General features: G+C 64.3%; 16 protein-coding genes. 10 read left to right on the top strand and 6 right to left on the bottom strand.

Annotation, left to right across the window (positions count from 1 at the left end):
• Complete coding sequence (gene uca, locus AC27E8_RS14605) at positions 1-3606, top strand: urea carboxylase (protein ID WP_487099992.1); 3606 nt, start codon at positions 1-3, stop codon at positions 3604-3606.
• A gap of 2 nt (positions 3607-3608) precedes the next feature.
• Positions 3609-5312, top strand: a complete 1704-nt coding sequence (gene atzF / locus AC27E8_RS14610) for an allophanate hydrolase (RefSeq protein ID WP_487100045.1) — start codon at positions 3609-3611, stop codon at positions 5310-5312.
• A 36-nt stretch (positions 5313-5348) separates the two neighbouring features.
• On the opposite strand, the gene AC27E8_RS14615 is transcribed toward atzF, so the two are convergent.
• Genes AC27E8_RS14615 through AC27E8_RS14625 form a run of 3 tightly spaced genes read right to left on the bottom strand, consistent with a single transcriptional unit; the run spans position 5349 to position 8467 of the window.
• On the bottom strand, positions 5349-6167 hold the full coding sequence (locus AC27E8_RS14615; protein ID WP_487099994.1) for a carbohydrate ABC transporter permease: 819 nt from the start codon (positions 6165-6167) through the stop codon (positions 5349-5351).
• An 18-nt stretch (positions 6168-6185) separates the two neighbouring features.
• Positions 6186-7127, bottom strand: a complete 942-nt coding sequence (locus AC27E8_RS14620; protein WP_487099995.1) for a carbohydrate ABC transporter permease — start codon at positions 7125-7127, stop codon at positions 6186-6188.
• A gap of 5 nt (positions 7128-7132) precedes the next feature.
• Entirely contained in the window at positions 7133-8467 is a 1335-nt protein-coding gene (locus tag AC27E8_RS14625) for an ABC transporter substrate-binding protein (RefSeq protein WP_487099996.1), read from the bottom strand.
• A 204-nt stretch (positions 8468-8671) separates the two neighbouring features.
• On the opposite strand from AC27E8_RS14625, the gene AC27E8_RS14630 reads away from it, so the two are divergent.
• Entirely contained in the window at positions 8672-8938 is a 267-nt protein-coding gene (locus AC27E8_RS14630) for a hypothetical protein (RefSeq protein ID WP_487099997.1), read from the top strand.
• 10 nt (positions 8939-8948) lie between these two features.
• Here AC27E8_RS14630 and AC27E8_RS14635 read toward each other — a convergent pair whose 3' ends face one another.
• The 3 genes from AC27E8_RS14635 to AC27E8_RS14645 all read right to left on the bottom strand — a co-directional run bounded on the left by AC27E8_RS14635 (position 8949) and on the right by AC27E8_RS14645 (position 12702).
• The gene (locus tag AC27E8_RS14635; RefSeq protein WP_487099998.1) at positions 8949-10244 is read right to left on the bottom strand and encodes an MFS transporter; all 1296 of its coding nucleotides are present in this window, start codon (positions 10242-10244) and stop codon (positions 8949-8951) included.
• Positions 10245-10283: 39 nt separating this feature from the next.
• Positions 10284-11663: a methyl-accepting chemotaxis protein gene (locus AC27E8_RS14640; RefSeq protein ID WP_487100000.1), complete on the bottom strand. Its 1380-nt coding sequence runs from the start codon at positions 11661-11663 to the stop codon at positions 10284-10286.
• A 124-nt stretch (positions 11664-11787) separates the two neighbouring features.
• Positions 11788-12702 (bottom strand): acetamidase/formamidase family protein, encoded by a 915-nt coding sequence (locus AC27E8_RS14645; RefSeq protein ID WP_487100002.1) that lies wholly within the window; start codon positions 12700-12702, stop codon positions 11788-11790.
• Positions 12703-12827: 125 nt separating this feature from the next.
• On the opposite strand from AC27E8_RS14645, the gene AC27E8_RS14650 reads away from it, so the two are divergent.
• The 7 genes from AC27E8_RS14650 (at position 12828) to AC27E8_RS14680 (ending at position 20067) form a co-directional block, all read left to right on the top strand.
• Positions 12828-12953: a hypothetical protein gene (locus tag AC27E8_RS14650; protein WP_008336890.1), complete on the top strand. Its 126-nt coding sequence runs from the start codon at positions 12828-12830 to the stop codon at positions 12951-12953.
• Between the two features lie 157 nt (positions 12954-13110).
• Positions 13111-14001 carry a phosphodiester glycosidase family protein gene (locus AC27E8_RS14655; RefSeq protein ID WP_487100004.1) on the top strand — a complete coding sequence of 297 codons (891 nt, stop codon included), beginning with the start codon at positions 13111-13113 and terminating at the stop codon, positions 13999-14001.
• A gap of 18 nt (positions 14002-14019) precedes the next feature.
• Positions 14020-15009 carry a hypothetical protein gene (locus AC27E8_RS14660; RefSeq protein ID WP_487100006.1) on the top strand — a complete coding sequence of 330 codons (990 nt, stop codon included), beginning with the start codon at positions 14020-14022 and terminating at the stop codon, positions 15007-15009.
• A gap of 119 nt (positions 15010-15128) precedes the next feature.
• Positions 15129-15704, top strand: a complete 576-nt coding sequence (gene lepB / locus AC27E8_RS14665; protein WP_367307094.1) for a signal peptidase I — start codon at positions 15129-15131, stop codon at positions 15702-15704.
• Between the two features lie 15 nt (positions 15705-15719).
• Positions 15720-16700, top strand: coding sequence for an aldo/keto reductase (locus AC27E8_RS14670; protein WP_487100009.1), 981 nt, complete (start codon positions 15720-15722; stop codon positions 16698-16700).
• A gap of 44 nt (positions 16701-16744) precedes the next feature.
• Positions 16745-18379, top strand: a complete 1635-nt coding sequence (locus AC27E8_RS14675; protein ID WP_487100011.1) for a peptide chain release factor 3 — start codon at positions 16745-16747, stop codon at positions 18377-18379.
• A gap of 5 nt (positions 18380-18384) precedes the next feature.
• Positions 18385-20067, top strand: coding sequence for a M14 family metallopeptidase (locus AC27E8_RS14680; protein ID WP_487100012.1), 1683 nt, complete (start codon positions 18385-18387; stop codon positions 20065-20067).
• The last annotated feature ends 440 nt before the right edge of the window (positions 20068-20507 follow it).

Genomic DNA, 20507 nt, shown 5'->3' on the forward strand with positions numbered 1-20507 from the left:
ATGTTTCGCAAAGTGTTGATCGCCAACCGCGGCGCCATCGCGGTCCGCATCATACGCACGCTCAAGAAGATGGGCATTGCATCGGTGGCCGTGTACACCACGGCGGACGAGGACAGCCTGCACGTCGATCTCGCCGATGAGGCCCTCTGGATTGGCGAGGGGCCGGTGCACGACTCGTATGTCAACGCAGAGAAGATCCTCGACGCGGCATTTCGGTCGGGCGCGGACGCCATTCACCCCGGCTACGGCTTTCTGAGCGAAAACGCGGCGTTTGCCCGGCAGTGCGCCGAGCGCGGGCTGGTGTTTATCGGGCCGGATCCCGAGCAGATTGAGAAGTTCGGCTACAAACACGTCGCGCGCGACGTGGCGCGGCGGGCGGGGGTTCCGCTCTTGCCGGGGACCGATCTCGTCCGCGACCTTGAAGAACTCCGCCGCGTGTGTGCCGACATTGGCTATCCGGTCATCCTGAAGAGCACGGCGGGCGGCGGAGGCATCGGCATGCGCGTGGTGGAGCGCGAAGACGCGCTCGCGGACGCCTTCGAGAGCGTTCGGCGACTGGCGGGTCAGCACTTCCGCGACGACGGCGTGTTTGTGGAGAAGTACGTGCCGCGCGCCCGCCACATCGAGGTGCAGATCTTCGGCAATCGCCAGGGCGAGCTCGTGGCCATCGGCGAGCGCGACTGCACGCTGCAGCGGCGCAACCAGAAGGTGGTGGAGGAGTGCCCGGCGCACGTGCTCTCCGATGAGACGCGCCGGCGCCTGCACGAGGCCGCGCTGTCCGTGGCGCGCGCCGTGGGCTATCGGAGCGCCGGAACCGTGGAGTTTTTGTACGATCCGTCGTCCGCCTCATTCTACTTTCTCGAGGTCAACACCCGCCTGCAGGTCGAACACGGCGTCACGGAAGAGGTGTACGGGATCGATCTCGTCGAGTGGATGATCCGGGAGGCGGCGGGGGAGCTCACAGACCTGGAGGCGCGACTGCCTGCGCCCTCGGGCCACAGCATCCAGGTGCGCGTGTACGCGGAGGATCCGGGCCGCGAGTTTCGCCCATGCGCCGGCAGGGTGGACGGCGTGGTGTGGCCCAGTGGCGCGCGCGTGGAGACGTGGATCGACAAGGGAGTGACCGTCAGCCCCTATTACGATCCGCTGCTCGCGAAGATCATCGTGCGCGGAGCTTCGCGCGATGCGGCGGTGCAGGCGCTGCGCGACGCGCTCGCCGAGGCGCGGGTGTACGGCCTGCAGAACAACCTCCGCTACCTGCGCGCCATCGCGGACTCGGACGCGTTCGCGGCGGGCGACGTGTATACCAAGTGGCTGGAGGGATTTGAGGCGCCGGAGCGCGCGATGGAGGTACTGGACGGCGGCCTGCAGACGACGATTCAAGACCTTCCAGGGCGGCTCGGCCTGTGGGACGTCGGGGTGCCTCCGTCGGGGCCGATGGACGCGCTGTCCATGCGCATCGGCAACCGCCTGCTCGGCAACCCGGAAGGCGCGCCTGCGCTCGAGTTGACGCTCCGGGGCGGATCGTACGCGTTTCGAGACGACGTCTGGATCTGCCTGACCGGCGCGGACATGCGCGCAGAGCTCGAGGGCCAACCGGTGCCGCGCTATCGCCCGGTGCTCGTTCGCCGGGGACAGGTCCTGCGCTTCGGGGAGTCCACCGAAGGGCTGCGCGCGTATCTGTGTGTGCAAGGCGGGTTCGACGTGGCCCCTGTGCTCGGCAGCGCCTCGACATTTGCGCTCGGCGGGTTTGGCGGGCATGGGGGTCGAGCGCTCATCGCCGGAGACGTGGTGGGCATCTCGCCCGCGGCGGGCGAGGTGGCGGACGAAGGCGTGGAGCCTCCGTCCTTCGGGCGCATCTGGGAGCTGGGTGTGGTGCCCGGGCCGCACTGCACGCCCGAGTTTTTGCCTCCGTCGTATCTGGAGATGCTCACGTCCACCGACTGGACCGTCCACTTCAACAGCTCGCGCACGGGCATCCGGCTGAGCGGACCGGCGCCCGTGTGGGCGCGCGAGGACGGCGGCGACGCCGGACTTCACCCGTCCAACCTGCACGACAACCCGTACGCCATCGGGTCGCTCAATCTCACGGGCGATCTCGCCGTCCTGCTGGGCCAGGACGGCCCGAGCCTCGGGGGCTTTGTCTGTCCCGTCACCGCGCCCGCGGCGGAGATGTGGAAAATCGGACAGCTTCGCCCTGGCGACACGGTGCGGTTCCGCCTCGTGAGCCTGGCCCAGGCGCGCGAACTCGACGCCATGCAGGCGCGATGCCTCCAAGAACCCGCTCAATTCGGCAAGGCGTATCAACTTCCGCTTCCTGAGATGCCGTTTTCGTCCTTCGCGGAGGCGGCCGAAGCCGCGTACCTCGCGCGCGAATCCAAGGGGCACGCATTTCCCGTCTGCGTCCGCGCCGCAGGGGACGAGTACGTCCTCGTCGAATTCGGCGACATGGAACTCGACTTGCGTTATCGGTTCCAGGTGCACCTGCTCATGGACGCCATCCAGAGCGCCGGCGACATCCCGTGGATCGACCTGACGCCAGGCATCCGATCCCTGCAGATCCACTTCGACCGCTCCCGGATGACGAGCGAAGAGGTGGCGCGCCGCGTCCTCCGCCTCGACGCCAGCGTGCCGGATCTGTCGACCGCCAGGGTGCCGTCGCGCATCGTGCGCATGCCCCTTTCCTTCGACGATCCGTCCGTGCAGCTCGCGATTGAGCGGTACCAGAAGAACGTCCGCCCCGACGCGCCTTGGTGTCCGAGCAACATCGAGTTCATGCGGCGGGTGAACGGGCTCGAGCGGATCGAAGATGTGCAGCGGATCGTCTTTGAGGCCAAATACCTGGTGCTGGGGCTCGGCGACGTGTACCTGGGCGCGCCTGCCGCCACGCCGGTCGATCCCAGGCACCGCCTGGTCACGACGAAGTACAACCCGGCGCGCACGTGGACGCCGGAGAACGCGGTCGGCATCGGCGGATCGTACATGTGCATCTACGGCATGGAGAGCCCCGGCGGGTATCAGCTGTTTGGCCGCACGCTGCAGATTTGGAACACGTTCCGGCAGACCGGATCGTTCCGGGACGGGAAGCCGTGGCTGTTGCGCTTCTTCGATCAGGTCGAGTTCTACCCGGTCACGCCGGAGGAGCTTGAGGAGATGCGCAAGAAGTTCGTGCGCGGCCGCTACGACATCGAGATTCGAGAGACGGAGTTCGATCTCGGCGCATATCTGAAGTTCCTGGAAGAGATTCGAGACGACGCGGCGGCTTTCAAGGCGCGGCAAAAGCAGGCGTTTCACGAGGAGTTGGAGCGGTGGAAGGCCATGGGACTTGCCGCGTACACGAGCGAGACCGTGGTCGAGGAAGAGGAGCCCGAGGAGGACGGCCTCACGGTGCTCCGGGCGCAGATGCCGGGAAGTGTGTGGAAGGTGCACGTCAAGCCCGGGCAAATCATCCGGCCGGGCGATACCATCGCCGTGATCGAGAGCATGAAGATGGAGTTTCCTGTGGAGGCCACCTGCGCCGGCGTCGTCCGCACGGTGCACGTGCGCCCGGGGCAGGAGCTCCGGCCCGGCGGGCCGATTGTGGGCATTGAGGAGGTGTCGGCTTGAGCATGACGACCGTGGAGGCGCTTCGGCGCGCATACCGGACCGGGCGGCGGACGCCGGCGGACGTGATCGACGAACTCATTCGTGCGGCGGAGTCGCACGCCGCGTGGAACGTGTGGATCACGCCGCCCTCGTGGGAGAGGATTGAGCCGTATCTCCAGGCGCTCTGCGCAGACGAGATGGATCAAAAGCCGCTCTGGGGCATTCCGTTTGCGGTCAAGGACAACATCGATGTCGCCGGCATGCCGACCACGGCCGCCTGCCCAGCGTTTGCGTACGAGGCGCCGGCGCACGCCGCGGTGGTGGAGCGGCTGATCCGCGCGGGGGCCATTCCGGTGGGGAAGACGAACCTAGATCAATTTGCGACGGGGCTCATCGGCACGCGCAGCCCGTATGGCGAGGTGGCGAATGCGCGCCATCCGGAGTGGGTGAGCGGCGGATCGTCGAGTGGATCGGCGGTCGCCGTGGCGCTCGGCATGGTGCCGTTTGCGCTCGGGACCGACACGGCGGGTTCCGGGCGCGTGCCGGCGGCCTTGAACGGCGTCATCGGCTACAAGCCTCGCGTCGGCGGCTGGCCGAATGACGGTGTGGTGCCGGCGTGTCGCACGATCGACTGCGTGAGCGTGTTCACGCGATCCGTCGCGGACGCGGCGTGGGTGCAGGCGGTCATCGCCCCGGCGCCTGCCGCGCAGGGCGCGCCGGATCGCGCGGTGGTGCCGAAATCGCTCGGCGCCTGGTTCGGCGCCAAGGCGGACGCGTATCGCAACGCGTGGGCCAGGGCGCTGTCCAAGCTTGAGGACGCCGGCGTCGCCGTGGTGGAGATGGATCTGCCTGAACTGGACGAGGCGAGCGCGATGCTGTACGAGGGCCCCTGGATTGCGGAGCGGTGGGCGAGCCTCGGGGCCTTCGTCGAGGCTCATCCCGACGACGTGCTGCCCGTGACCCGAGCCATCCTCGAGTCCGGCCGGGATCGCCTGGCGAGCGATCTCTTCCGGGCCCAACACCGCCTTTTGGACCTGCGCCGCTCCGTGGAGGAGAAACTGCGCGGCGCTGTGCTTTTCATGCCGACCGTCGGCGGCACCTGGACGCGGGACGAGGCGCGCTCGGAACCTTTAGCCACCAATCGGGCGCTCGGCGCGTACACGCATCACGCGAACCTGCTTCACTTGGCCGGCTTGTCGCTCCCGTGCGGCGAAGCAGATGAACAAATGCCGTTTGGCGTCACGCTGTACGTCCCTGGCCAACGCGAGGCCGAGCTTCTGGCCGCGGCGCGCTGGTGGCTTGATCCCCGCGAGGATGTGGCGACACGTGAGGACGAGATGGAACTCATCGCGGTCTGCGGCCTGCACATGCGAGGCATGCCGCTGAACGGCGAGTTGGTCGATCTCGGCGGAGAATTCGTCGGTGTTTCGCGCACCGCGCCTTTGTATCGCCTCTACCTGCTGGACACGGATCCGGTGAAGCCCGGACTCGTGCGCGCGGACGGCGGCGCGGAGGTGGAGCTGGAACTCTGGAAGCTGCCGCGGCGCGCGTGGCCAGCTTTCATGCAAAAAGTTCGGCATCCCTTGGCACTTGGAAAGATCCTGCTTTCCGACGGGCGGGAGGTGACGGGCTTCGTCTGCGAGGCGGGTGCGGCGAAGCGCGAGGACATCACGGTCTACGGAGGTTTCCGGGCGTGGTGCGAGCGCGGCAGGGTGGTCATTTCGTGAACGGTCCGCGGGGGCGCCGTCTCGGCCCCCGCCCATTCAACCGTTGATGCCGCTGGATTTCGACAGGCCGCGTAGGATGGGTTTGCGGAACAGCACGAAGAGGGCGATCATCGGCAGCGTCGCGAACATCGCGGCGGCGGACAGACCTTGCCAGTTGGACGAATCCTGCGTCAAAAAGGTGGACAATAACACCTCGATGGGCTGAACCCGAGGACTCGAGGTGACCATGAGCGGCCAAATCAGGGAGTTCCAGCAGCCGATGAAGATGTAGAGTGCGATGGTGAACAGAATGGGTCTCGACAACGGCACGACGATGCGCCACAGGAACGCCAGATGGCCGCAGCCGTCGATCCTCGCCGCGTCGTGGTACTCCCGCGGCAGCGTCAGCAGGTGCTGGCGCAAGAGGAACACGCCGAAGATGCTCGCGCCGTACGGGATGATCTGGGCGATGCGCGTGTCCACCAGGTGCAGCTTGGCCATTGTCACGAAGTTCGGGATGAGCAGCGCCTGTTCCGGGATCATGAGCACCGCCAGGAGCGCGGTCCACACCACGGTTTTTCCTCGAAACGGGATGTAGACGAGCGCGTAGGCGCAAAGCACGGTTGTCGTCAGGGCGATAGCGATGGTCGCGAGGGCAATGACGACCGTGTTGAGGATGGCGAGCATCCACGTGTTCCCGCGCCACGTCTGCACCCATACGGAGAAGTTCCAATCCGGCACCAGGTGAGGCGGATAGACAAACACGTCCTGTGGCCGGTCCAACGACGTGACGAACGCAATGTAAATCGGCAAGAGGAACGCTAGCCCGAGGGCCAAGGCCAAGGCGGCGCGTAACACGCGTCCGATGGTGCGCATGTCCATCCTCCTCGTACATCACTGGTAAAACGTGAACCGGTGACCGATCCAGCGCGTCAGGGCGGTGACTGCAAAGATGCAGACCACGAGCATCGCGGCCATGGCGGCGGCGTAAGAGAACTGTCCGTCCGTGAACGCCTGCTGGTAGATGTACAAAAGCGCCGTCAGCGTGGCGTTCTCCGGACCGCCGCTCGAAAGACTCAGTGCGTACACCTGCGCAAAGGCCTGCAGAGAGCCGATGGTGGTCATGACGGCGATGAAAAAAAGCGTCGGCGAGATGAGCGGCAGCGTGATGCGGAACAGCCGAGTCCACGGCCCTGCGCCGTCCATTCGCGCCGATTCCAACACGCCTTCCGGCAACTGAGACATGGCGGAGAGCAGGATCAGCACGTCAAACCCAATACCGTGCCAAAGCGAATACAGCACGACGGCCGGCATGGCCCAGTGGGGTGAATTCAACCATCCGATGGGCCTGAGGCCGACATCTCGCAAGAGTGCGTTCAAGATGCCGAAGTTTGGATTGTACATCCAGAGCCATCCGATAGCCGTTCCGACGGCCGGGGTGATGTACGGGAGCACCACCAAAGACTGCGCGAACCGGAAGAGCCGCCGATTCGATTGAAGCAGCGCGGCCAGTGCGACGGACAACACCAGGGTGGAGGGCACCATCATGAGGGCGTACAAGCCGGTGTTCGCCATCGAATGCCAGAACAGCGGATCGGACAAGGCCGCATGGAAGTTGCTCAGGCCCGCGTACCTCGCCGTGCCGCCGGGGTGAAAGTTAAAAAACGCGAGCGCGAAGGCGAGCACGGCCGGAGCGTAGACGAACGCCACGAGAAACACAAAGGCGGGCGCGAGCAGGCACGCCGCCAGAAGACCTTCCCGCAGGCGGGATGGGCCGGGGGAAGGCTCGGCGACGGACTGCGCCGGCGAGCGAAGAAACGCGTCGGTCACGGACATGGACATCAGCTCCTGCGCTCGCCGCTCAGGTATTGATTGCCGATGTTGTTCATGTTCGCGATGGCCTGTTGCGGCGATTCCTGCCCGTTGAGTGCCTTCAGCAGTTCAGTCTGCATAGCGGTCAGCGCGGCGTCATATTGTGTGGCGTTCGCGGCCGGGTCCGTGAGCCAGGTGGACGGATTCGTGAAAGCGGCCGCCTGGTCGGGGTGGGACGCATAGTACGGTTTCAGCTGGGCCGCCGCGGCTGGGCCAATGGGAAGGTAATTCGCCGCTTGATCCCATTGCGCGTTTTCCGCCGGGCTCACGAGCCAGCGGATGAACGTCCACGCCGCATCCTGCTGGGCTTTGGTTCCCGTGTTCAGGATGGCGAGGCTGTCGCCATCGACGTAGTTGTACGCGCGGCCCGAGGTGCCAGCGGGCGCCGGCGAAGCTTTAACGGGGAACTTGCCGCCCACCGACTGCACGTCATAGGTCCACCCTGCGGACGATTCGATGAGAAGTCCAATGTTGCCCGTCCCGAAATCCAATTGGTAGTCGTAGTTTTGCGTGAGGATCATGTCTCCATGCGCGACGAGATCGCGCAAAAAGGACAGGGTGGCGACGGCCTGCGGGTTGTTGAGGGCGAACCGCGTCTCGCTGCCGGACGCCCATATCTTTCCTCCGTTGTCTGCGACCATCGTCAGGAACTGCTCCATGGAGGGGGTCCAAGCAATGCCGTGGATGCTTCCGCCGAGCGCTGTGATCTTCTGCGCATCCGCCCCGACCTGCTGCCACGTCTTAGGAGGCGACGAGATGCCGGCCTTCTTGAACAACTCCGCGTTATAGAAGATCACCATATGCCCGTTTTCCTCGAACGGGAGAATGTATTGTTTGCCCGGCTCGATGGCGCGGCCGTTCCAGACAGAGGGATAGAAGAACGAGGCGAGTTGAGCCTTCGTGAAACCGCTCGGCCCGTCGATGTACGGCGTCAGGTTCACGAGGTACCCGTCCGACACGAACTGCTGCGCGGCGTCGAGGTGAGGCATAATGACGTTCGGCGCATCGCCCGCGGTCATCGCGGCGGTGACGGGCTGAATCTGCGCGTACTTGTCGACTACGGTGACGTGGATGTGGGGATGGGTGGCGTTAAACTCGTCGACGAGGGCGTGCATCTCCTTCTTCAGTGCACCCGAAGGATGCCCGTTCCAAAATGTGATCTGAACCACGCCGTCTGTGCTGGCCGCTTCCGCAGGTGCCACGCGAACCGCGGTCTGCGCGTGCGCGCGCTCCAGCGCGATACCGGTTCCCGCGCCTGCCAAAATCGCGGCGAATGCGGTGCCGAAAACCCAGCTTCGTCTCACGTGAATTCTCCCCCTTGAATGCCCGAATATTGGGTCAAGACCATCTTGAGATGCGGGTTTGAAGGAAGGCTTGTGTTTTTGTGAAGCGCATGTAAGAAGTCTGTATCTTTTGTTTATGGTCCGCTGGCCGTCGAGATGGACCTCAGGGGGTGGCGTGTGTGTATCCGTTCTGGGCATGCTAAGCGAGCGAGGGGGGAGCAGGCGGTGAAGAAGGACATCCAGTCCACGAAAAAGCAGACACCCATCACGGAAGCCCAGAACGCCATCGCGCAGGCGGAGCGCGCGGCGAAGCAGGCGCTTTCGCACACCAACCGCACAAGCCTCATGTCCGCCGAGGAGGCGCTGAGGCAAGCAGAAAACGCCGTGGAGAGCGCGGGCGGATCGTCCAATTCCCAGGCTGTGGCCGGACTCCACGATCACCTGAATCGCGTCCGCGCAGCGCTTGACGACGCGGAAGCGCAGCAACCGTGAGGCGTTCGCTTCACGGTTGCTTCATTTTTCCTGTCTTTCGCATACTTGAAAGCGCTTGTTTGGTCAAGAGCGGGTGGGATTCGATGTGCCGATAGTCGGACGTCGCATAAAGCGCGGCGAACGCGCCAGCCACGCCCACACCGCACGCCAAGAGGAGGAACTCCGGCGCGACGCCCTGCTGGAGAATCCACGAGGACATGGCGTAACTTATCGGCGTGAATCCAACGCTGACGAGCATGAGGACGGACATGACGCGGCCGAGCTTTTCTTCGGGGATGCTGCTTTGCAAAAAGGCGAGGAACGGAATGTTGACGATGCTCATGAGGATGCCAACCAGGCCGAGCGCCGCCATCCCTTCGATGGGCACCTGCCAGTACCCGACCGTCGCCATGGCCAGACCCATGAGCGCGCCGCACATGCCAATCCAGATGAGCTTGCCCTGAAAGCCCTTGAGCAGCGCGACAATCACGCCTCCGACAATGGACCCAATGCCGAGCGCAGACTGGTATTCGCCGAGCACCGCGCCCGTCCAGCCTCGACCGCGGATCATCACCGGCACCCCGATGCTGAGCGGACCGATGCAGAACAGATTCACCACCAAACTCAGGCACATGACGATGAGCAGGAGGCGGATCTGCACCACAAATCGGAGGCCATCCGCGATGTCGCGCAAAACGGCTGAGACCCCTTGGACGGGCTCCGCGAGGCCGCTGTGCGCGCGAAGGCGAAGCCAGAACACCGTCACGGCCGCGACAGCAAATACGAAGGCCACCACGACGAACATCAACCGGTAGTCTCGCTGCGCCAGCAGGACGGCCGCGAGGATAGGCCCCATTACCGTGCTCGCCTGCTGCACGGTCTGAACGATGCTCGAAGCCTGAGTCACGTGCTCTTCTTCGACGGCGGTCTGCACGATGGACGAGGTAGCCGGGTAGTAGAACGAGTCGATCACGCCGAACAACACGGCCATCAGGTCGATGGCCCAGAGCGGCGCTCGCGGGCCGAAAAGCGCGATGCGAAGCGCGAAGGCGGCCAGGACGGCTGCACGGGCAGCGAGGGAAATGCCCATGATCCACTTGCGGCTGACCCGGTCTGCGATGGCGCCGCCGACCAGCATGAAGATGACGCGCGGCACCGAGGCGAGCGTCATGGTGGCGCCGAGCGCGAGCTGCGAACCGGTAACGGTCAACGTGTACCAGCTCAAGATGGTGAAGTACGCATTGTCGCCGCCCACCGAAAACAGCGAGCCCAACACCAGAATCCACAGATTGCGCTCGCGCACAAGCCGCCTGTCGAGATTCAGCAACGCGTTCGCACCACCTTGCTCGCTGGATCGCTCTCCCTTCTAAATATACACATCTGCTCCGATGCAGCCAACCACTTTTTGGTCATGGACAATCGGTACGCTCACCGTGATGCATCGCCTGCGGCTTTGCGCCGAAAGGTAAGGCGCGGATATGTACGACTCCCCAGCCAGGGCGGCCTGGAACCACGCCCTTTGCGAGGCGTTCAGGAGACCCGCGGGAGGATCGGAGAATACGAACGATCCGTCCGCGCGATTCAACCAGATGGATCCCAGGTTGTGCTTGGTCTTGAGCTCCAGAAGGATCCACTGGACCGATTCTGGTTCGAGGTCCGCGGCGCGGAGACGGGAAGAGGCGAGCGCGAGCTCGCGTTTCAGTGCTTCCAAGTCCTCCGCGTCGACGGCAGGCGCCGATGTGGGCACAAACGACTCAAATTCCGCAACCTCGCCAGACAGCTCGTCGGCCGTCTCTCGCAAATGGGAGGCGACTTGCGTCAGCTTGTCCACTTGCTGGCGGGTGGCCGCGTTCTCCGCCATGAGCGAGACGAGATCGTCAGCGGCGTCTCGCATCGACGCCTGCGCCCGTCTTACGCCTCGTTCTGCGTCGGCCAGATGATGGAACGCTCGATCCGCCTCTCCGCGCGTGTGTCTCGCGTCAGAGGCCATGTGCGCTACCTCGTCGCGCGTCGCGGCGAAGAAGCTCTCGAGCTCGCGCAGGGCCGTGGTGGCAACATGGGACGCCGATTGGGCTTCGGCGCCGATGGCCGCTAGGGCGTCGACTTGAGCTCGGATGTTCGCGAAGTTGTTTGCGCTGTGCCGGAGTGCGTCCTTCGCTTGTTCCGCCAGGCGGCGCACCTCGTCCGCGATCACGGCGAAACCGCGGCCGTGATGGCCAGCATGCGCGGCCTCGATGGTTGCATTCAGCGCGATGAGCGAGGTCTGCTCGCTGATGCTGCGGATGGCTTCGTGCACGGTGCGGATGCGATCCAGGCCCGTGAGCATCTCTGACACGCGCGAATGATTCTCCTCGATGGCGGCGGAAAGCTTGCGCAGGGTGCGCATGGCTTCCTGGACGTGCTCCAAGAGGGCGGGGACGCGTTCTTCGAGATCCTCTGCTCGGCGCGCGATGCGCTCCATGGAGGCTTGCGAGTCCGAAAACGTTTCGAGCGCGGCCATCACGTGCGCGGCCGATGCGTCGAGTTCTTCGACAGCGACGGTGGCTCGCTCGCACGTGCGGACTTCGGTCGATTCGGCGCGATCTGCGAGGGAGACGAGCTCCCGGACGGATTGGCCGACGGCGGCCGTGGTGGCGTCCAACCTGTCTGCCGTCACGCGAATCGCGGCCAGGAGTTCCGCGATGAGGGGAAGATGAGGCGGCGCCCCGCCTTCCACGTCCCGATTGCGCCGAAGAAGCGTCCACAAGGCGACCCACTCCTGTCTAAATGTCATGGATGATTCCATTATGGGGGTCAAGGTTGGGGTTATCAAGAAGATATGATAGATAACATGACACAACGGCGAACGCGGGCGCGTTCGCCGTCTGGTTTCAGATGGGGAGAGGCACCCCGAGTTGTTCTAGCAACCTGCGGTCGATCTCCATCCTTGCCGTCTTGAGCGGATCGACGATTTGGCAGATGCGGAGTCGCCCGGCCGCGCTCAGCAGCATGGTGGCGTCGGCGAGATGGAGGCGAGCGGCGGCCGAGAGCCAGGTGGCGGCCCGCTTCGTCGCCAACTCGGCCGCCTCATCTAAGGTTGCTGCAGAGGCGATGACGCTCACATCGTCCGGAGACACCACCATGGGCGCGGGGCAGGTCGCGCCGCGCACCACGTTCAGCCGCACCGTCACACGGCCTGCGATTTCGACGCCCGACACGCCAACTTCGCCGTCGCCCATGGCCGCGTGGAGATCGCCGAGTGCAAACAGGGCGCCCGGGGCGGAGACGGGGAGCAGCAGCACCGCACCTGCCGTGATGCGCGTGCAATCCATGTTTCCGCCGTGATCGCCAGGTGTGCCACACGGGACCTCGCCGCAAGCGGGAGCCACGCCGATGACGCCAATCATCGGCCTCAGCGGCGCACGCACCCCTCCGGGCAGGACGACCTGGTCTTGATCGATCTCGACGAAGCGAATGGCATTTTCGGACAGTTGGGCGCCCATGACGCCGAGGCCGGGGCCGGTGGTCATGATGCCGCGCTTGGCGAGTTGGATGTCCAGGATGTGGACCGCGAGAAGGTCTCCCGGCGCCGCTCCCTCTACGTAGACGGGGCCGGTCGCGGGATTGATGCGACTCCAATCCAGCGTGCCAAAGTCCTGGTCTTCTCGCTCGATCTGGTTTTCGAAACAGTCGCACGTCTCGATGTGCACCACCGCGCCCTCGGAAACGGACAGGGCGGGAGGATGGGATGGCGCGAGCGAATACACGATGTGCGTGGAATCCAGGGTGTACGCCGCGGTGGACATGAAATTCCTCCTCTCGGATGCTTGGCGTGTGTCCATGTGCCCATGCATGTCTTTGACACCTGCCTTGAATTCACCTGCGGGCATTTTAAAGGCTGCGGCATACTAACGCCGAAGGGGGGATGAAGGTGTCTAATAGTCGACACGAGTCCAAACCGCTGCACAACGACGCCAACAAGACACTGCCGACGGAAGAGCGAGAAGAACGCATTCCGGGCGAAAAGCTAAGGGTGAAACTCGGCAAGAAGAAGTAAGATCGGGCGCGTGGGTGGACGGCTGTCCTGCCACGCGCCCGGTTTTACGGAGGAGCGCGGCGACCAAAGTTGGGCAGGGATTCGACCTCGCCCTGGCGAAATGAAGCATGGTGCAATCGCGCCCAGAAGGCCGTGGGCGTGACGAAGGTGAGCGGGCGTGATCGCAAAGAAGCGCGCGGCGGCACTGGCCGCGGTCATGTATTTGGCGCTTGTCGGTTGTGTCGCTTCGTTTGTGTACCGGTGGAATGTGCCCAAGCCAGTCGAGCGGGACCGCGTGGTTCGCGTGGCGAGTCCGTCGCGTCCGCTGCCGAGGCTTGATGCTCCGGTCTTCGGCGCTCCGCTGTACAGACCGCCCACACCTCCCTCCGGGACGCGGCTGTCCGTGATCCACGAGCCGACCTTCACGGCGTACGTGTTGTGGGTGCGGGATCCGCGGCGCGTCGAAATGGTAGAGACGCGCTATCCCGGCGACGTGGGCGAAACGGTCGAACAATTCGTGAATGACTGGCATGCGGTCGCGGGCATCAACGGCGGATCGTTCACGGACACCAACTGGCGCGGGACGGGAGGGCTTGTGCAAGGCATCGTGATCAGCAACGGGCGGATTCTCAAGCGCGCGAGCGGTTCCGAAAGCATCGTCGGTTTCACGGCGGATGGGCGCCTCATCTCAGGCACCTACACGCTCGCCGAATTGCAGTCGATGGGCGTGACGCAGGCGCTCATGTTTGGGCCGACGCTCGTGGAACATGGCGTGGACCAGATCCAGGGCGCCGGCGACTGGGGCTATGCGCCGCGCACGGCGATAGGGCAAACGGCGGACGGGACGGTCATCCTCATGGTGACGGACGGACGCGAGCTCCACGGGCCTGCGGATATCGGAGCGAGCCTCGGGGACATCGCGCGCCTCATGATTGCGCTCGGGGCCGTCACGGCGGCCAACCTGGACGGCGGCTCGTCCGCCACGCTGGTCTACGATGGACACCTGATCAATCAGCCTACGGACATCCTCGGCGAGCGATACGTCGGCACGGCCGTGATCGTCAAATAGCGCGAAAGAGGTAGGCGTGTGAAGCTGAAGCGGCTGGGCATGTACCTAACCATTCTGGCGGGGACCGCAGCCGTGCTGTGGGGAGCGCAGGAAGCCGCGCGCAGTCGCCCCGCGCCTGTCCGTTGGCACACCGTAGTGGTCCACGAGCCACCGCAGGAGCCCATCCTGCAGATTCCCCTTCGCGCGCAGACTGTCGCGTTGCAGCGCGCGCTGGCATGGGATCCGAGCCCTTCCCGCCTGGCGGCGTTCGCCATCGAACCGAAGGGCGAGCTTTGGGTGTTCGAGCTGCGGACGGGCAACAGCGTGGCGCGGCTTCGCTTCTCGTCTGGCTTGGCAAGCGCGGCGTGGGTGAGCGACAGGCTCATCCTCCTTCTCACGGGCGCCGGGCAGCTTGAGACGTACGACGTGTGGAACCACGTGCTGAGGTTTATCGCTTCGCTTCATCCGCCCGCGGGCATGGTGTGCCACGCTATGGCCTGGAGCGGCTACACGAACGACCTGTACGTCATCTTCGCCGGCCCGTGGGGCAATCAGGTCTACTACTTTGACACAAATGAGCATATGTACGTGGAATCTATCGGCGACCTCTCGATCCGCCAGGCTTACTACAGTGCCACGGATCTCACGTTGTACGTCGTGGACGCGCACCATCGGCTGTGGGCGGATCGCGAAGGACTCCTTCGCCCGTTGGCTTCTCAGGTGGCGCTGATCCGCGGCGCTGGGAATTCCGTTGATTGCGCGGCGCTTAACGCCCGAGGGGAGGCCGTGGCCGTCCGTGCGTTTGACGGCCGCGCGTGGACGACGCTGTGCCGGTTGCCCTCACCTGTGCCCGCCTCGAGCTTGGTGATCGATCACGCCGGTCACACGTACATCGTGAGTCGGCAATACATCGAGGATCCTTCCGGCCGCGTGGCGCGGGCGCCCCAGGGCGCATTTTTCTTCGCTGCGCAGAGCGCGGACGCGGTGGTGGTTGTCCGCGGAAGCGCGTACGGAATTGCGGTGGATTGAGATCCCGGTCCGGGCGAAGTTCTCGATGTGAAGGCCATGTGGATGTCGTATAATGTTGGTCGACTGCCGAGGCAGCCTTCCGCGTAGCTTCGGACATGACAGAGCAGGGAAGTGGCAACGTGGAACAGCGACAACCGATGGAAGAGAAGCCGAAGCGCAACTGGTTTTCCGGCCTGCTTTTGCCCATTCTGATTGGCGTGGCCATTGCCATGGCGCTTCGGATGTGGGTGGTGAGCCCCGCTCGGGTGCCCTCTGCTTCAATGTACCCCACCATCCCTGCGACGAGCTCCCGGAACTTCGCATACGTGATTGTCAACAAGCTGGCGACGGAGCTTTGGCCCATCCACCGCGGGGAGGTCGTCGTGTTTCACTGGCCGGACGATCCGAGCGAGCTCTTCGTCAAGCGCGTGATCGGCCTGCCTGGGGACACGGTGACGGTGACGTCCAATGCCGTGTATATCAATGGCAAGAAGCTCGTCGAGAACAATCCGGATATTTCGAAGTACAACGGCACGGTCGTCGGGACGTGGAAAGTTCCTCCGGGATGCTACTTTATGCTCGGCGACAACCGACCCATCTCCGACGACAGCAGGCTCTGGGTGCACAAGTTTGTGCCGCGCTCCATGATTGTGGGCGAGGCGGAATTTGTCGTCTATCCGTTCAACAAAATGAGCGTCATCTCCCAACACGTCTGAGAGGAGTGAGCGCAGATGCAGTATGTGCGCCTCGGCAAGACAGGGCTCGAGGTTTCGCGCATTTGCCTCGGATGCATGAGCTATGGGGATCCGGAGCGCGGCACGCACTCGTGGGTGCTGCGGGAAGAGGAGGCGCGCCCGTTCATCCGGAAGGCGCTCGATCTCGGCATCAACTTCTTCGATACGGCGAACGTGTACTCGCTCGGCGCCAGCGAGGAGATCCTCGGCCGCGCGCTGCGCGATTTCGCCAGGCGGGACGAGGTCGTGATCGCCACGAAGGTGCACGGGCGCATGCGGCCGGGGCCGAACGGCGGCGGGCTCTCGCGCAAACACATCTTCGAGGAGATCGACAACAGCCTGCGCCGCCTGGGCACCGATTATGTGGACCTGTACCAGATCCATCGGTTTGACCCGAACACGCCGGTCGAGGAGACGATGGAGGCCTTGCACGACGTCGTGAAGGCGGGCAAGGCGCGCTACATCGGTGCCTCTTCCATGTACGCGTGGCAGTTCCTGAAGCTTCAGCACGCGGCCGAATTGCATGGGTGGACGAAGTTCGTTTCGATGCAGAACTACTACAATCTCCTGTATCGCGAGGAGGAGCGCGAGATGATGCCGCTGTGCCAGGCGGATGGCATCGGTGTCATTCCGTGGAGCCCGCTTGCGCGCGGGCGGCTGACGCGCGACTGGGACACGCGCACGGCGAGATCGGAGACCGACGAGTTTGGCCGAAAGCTGTACGCACTGACGGAGGCGAGCGATCGGCGCATCGTCGAACGGGTCAAGGCCGTGGCGGAACGGCGCGGGGTGCCGATGGCGCAGGTGGCGCTGGCCTGGGTGCTGTCGAAGCCGTTCGTGACGGCGCCCATTATCGGCGCGACGAAGCTCCATCACCTCGAGGACGCTGTGGCGGCGCTCGAGCTTCAGCTGACGCAGGACGAGATCGCCGAGCTCGAAGAGAACTACGTGCCGCATCCGGTCCTGGGTCACCAGTGATACGTATCGGTTCATCATGTCGGATGAAAGGGGCGCGGTGAAGAATGTCCGTGGAATTAGAACCCAAGCAGGCGCTCCTCGACGCAGGCTCGCGCTATGCGAACCGTCGAACGTTCGCCATCATCTCGCACCCAGACGCAGGAAAAACGACGTTGACCGAGAAGCTGCTTTTGTTCGGCGGCGCCATCCGCGAGGCGGGCGCGGTGAAGGGGCGGAAGGCGCGGAGACACGCGACGAGCGACTGGATGGAGATTGAGAAGCAGCGCGGCATCTCGGTTACGTCGACCGTGCTGCAGTTCGATTACATGGGATGTCGCCTGAACCTGCTCGACACGCCGGGCCACGAAGATTTCAGCGAGGACACGTACCGGACGCTCGCGGCGGCGGACAGCGCAGTGATGCTCATCGACGCGGCGAAGGGCGTGGAGCCGCAGACTATCAAGCTGTTCGAGGTCTGTCGGATGCGCGGCATCCCCATTTTCACCTTCGTCAACAAGCTGGACCGCCACGGCAAGGATCCCTTCGAGCTGATGGAGGAAATTGAGCGCGTGCTTGGCATCCGCTCCTGCCCAGTGACTTGGCCCATCGGCATGGGACCTGATTTTCAGGGTATCTACCACCGCATGGAAGGGCGGTTCGAGCGCTTCACGAGCCGAGCAGACGAGACGCGCGTGCCGGTGCCGGACCTGAACGATCCGGCCCTCGCTGAAGTGCTCGGCGAATCGCTCTGGCAAAAGCTCAAAGACGACATTGAACTGCTCGATGTCGCCGGCGACCCGTTTGATGCGGATCTCGTCCGCCAGGGCAAGCTGACGCCGATGTACTTCGGCAGTGCGATTGCCAACTTCGGCGTCGCGTCGTTTCTCGAATCGTTCATTCAGCTCGCGCCCGCACCCGGCCCGCGCGAGAGCAGCGCCGGCTTGGTCTGCCCGCACGATCCCGTCTTCACGGGCTTCGTCTTCAAAATTCAGGCGAACATGAATCCCGCTCACCGGGATCGCGTCGCGTTTGTCCGAATCTGCTCGGGCAAGTTCGCGCGCGGCATGACCGTGACGCACGTCCGCACGGGAAAGCGCCTTGCGCTTACGCAGCCCCAACAGTTCTTCGGCCAGGAGCGTGAGACCGTCGACGAGGCATACGCGGGCGATATCATCGGCATTCACGATCCCGGGCTCTTCCGCATCGGCGACACGCTCGCCGAGCGAGGAAGTCTGGAATTCCCGCCGCTGCCCTCCTTTTCGCCAGAACACTTTGCGCGGGTGTCCGTCCCGAACGCGATGAAATACAAGCAGTTTCACAAGGGAATTGCTGAGTTGTCCGAGGAGGGCGCCGTGCAGGTGTTTCGCCAGGCCAACCGCACGGAGGACTTGATCCTCGGCGCCGTCGGCCAGCTTCAGTTTGACGTGTTTGTCTACCGCATGAAGCACGAGTACGGCGTCGACGTCGAGATGATCCGATTGCCGTATCAGTTCGCACGGTGGCTGGAGTCCGACGAACCCGTCGAACACCTCCAGTTCGATCGATACGCGACGCTCGTCGTGCGCGATCGCGATGGGCGCACGGTGCTCTTGTTCCAGACGGAATTCGCCATGCAGTGGCTGTTGGACAAAAACCCGAATGTGCGCCTGCACAAGACGTCGTTCGAACTGGACGCGTCCCGAGGGCGCTCGAAGGAGTGAGGCGCGTGCCGACGGCGGCCTACATGACCTACTCGCAACTCGTCCAACGGCTGCGCCAACTCGCCGACTTGGCGCCGGATCTGGTTCGTCTCGAGATCATCGGGAAGAGCCGGCTCGGCCGAGATCTCTTTGCCGTCGCGCTGACGGATGCGGCGACGGGATCGGCCCTCGACAAGCCGGCCGTCCTGGTCGACGGCAACATTCACGCGGGCGAGGTGTGCGCATCGAGCGCCGTCGTGTATTGGATCGAGCGCCTGGTTGAAGAGCGGGACAGCGATCCGGCCGTGCGCGAGTTGCTTCGGACGCGCACCGTCTACGCCATCCCGCGCATTGCGGTCGACGGCGCGGAGGTGTATCTCACCACGCCCGCCAGGCTTCGCTCGAGTCCGCACCTGTACCCGCACACGTTGCCACCCGACGGCTTTGTCGAGGACGATGTCAACGGCGACGGGCGCATTCTGTGGATGCGCGTGCCGGCGGAGGACGGGGCCTACGCTGTCGACGAGATCGACCCGCGCGTGATGCGCCCACGGCAGCCCGGTGAGATAGGCGGTGTGTATTACCATCTGTTCCCCGAAGGCCGGATCGTGCGGACGTCGCAAGGCGGGGCGCGACCGGCTGCGTCCTCTGCGCGGGATGTGCGCCTGTACGGCATGGATTTCAACCGGAACTTCCCGATCCGCTGGGCCGGAGAGAGCGGCCAGCCGGGGGCGGGGCCGTTTCCGCTTTCGGAGCCAGAGTTGCGGGCGCTCGCGGATTTCATCCAGGCGCATCCGAACATCGCCGCGTACGCCGCGTTGCACACCTCGGGCGGTGTCATTCTGCGCCAGCCCTCGACCGGCGACGATACGGTCTTGTCTCCGCTCGATCGCGCGCTCTTTACGGAGGTCGCCCGGATGGGTGAGCGGGAGACGGGGTACTTCTCAGGCTCCAACTACGAGAAATTTGCGACGGGCCACGAGGCCGTCCTCATGCCCGGCGCGGCGGACGACTGGATGTATGATCACCTGGGCGTGCTCAGTTTTACGGTGGAACTCTGGGATTTGCGCCGGCGCGCTGGGGCGCGAGGGTACGGCGAGATCGGCATGCGCAAGATGATGTCGCTGACGGTGGAGGAGCGGCTCGAGGACGAGCGCAAGGTCGTCGACTACGTGGCTCGCGAGTTTCCCGATGCGTATACGCCTTGGACGCCGTTTGACCAGCCCGATTTCGGGCGCGTGGAGATTGGCGGCTTGGATCCCAAGTTCGTGATTCAGAATCCGCCGCCCGCGTTGCTAGAAGAAGAATGCGATCGCGTCGGCCGGTTTCTCACGCGGCTGGGCCTGACGACGGCGCGACTTGTCGTGACGGGCCTGTCCGTGGAACCCGTTGCGGCGGGCGTGTACCGCGTGATGGCGGAAGTGGCGAACGCGGGCTTTTTGCCGACGACGAGCACGAAGAAAGGGAAGGATCTGGCACTCGAGGGCATCCGCGCGGAGTTGCATGGGGCGTCGGAGGTCCTTGCAGGTGCCTCGCCGTGTGAGTTGGATCACCTCGATGGGTACGGGTTTTACGGTAACGGGCGCCTGCCGGCGCATCAGCGGGCGCATGTGGAATGGGTGGTGCGCGGCGCGCCGGGAAGTTTCCTCGAGGTCCGTTTTTCCGCGCCGCGCGCGGGGCAGGCGACGGCGAGCGTCGCGCTTCCTTGAGGCGCGCCAGGCGTTGTGCTTGGAATCTATCCTTCAACACGGAGCGGTGTGCGACGGCACGCCGCTTCGCTTCGCTTTTCTAGTGGATATTTCCTATGGATTCTGATAAGATGAAGGAAGAGGTAGGGAGAGAACCGGTGCGCGGTTGGGCCCTACCGATAGAGTGGAGTGGACATTGCGGGAAGCGCGGCCGTTTCAGCCGCGCGCCATGGCTGGGTCAGAGATGCAAAGGTTGGGAGGTGGGAGTGGCGTTGCGAGAATTCGTCAACGGGATTACAATATTAGCAGCCGACTTCAACGAGTGCTAACAGGGTGTTGCCTTCTCGCACACCATGACGTTCCACCGCGGTGTGTCCGTCAACTGCTCTCCCTGCGCTTCCTCGATGCATACTAGCCGCAGGTACTCGCGCACAGTCACGTGTTGGAAACCGTCGCGAATC

This window comes from Alicyclobacillus sp. CIJ1 (genome assembly GCF_057538885.1).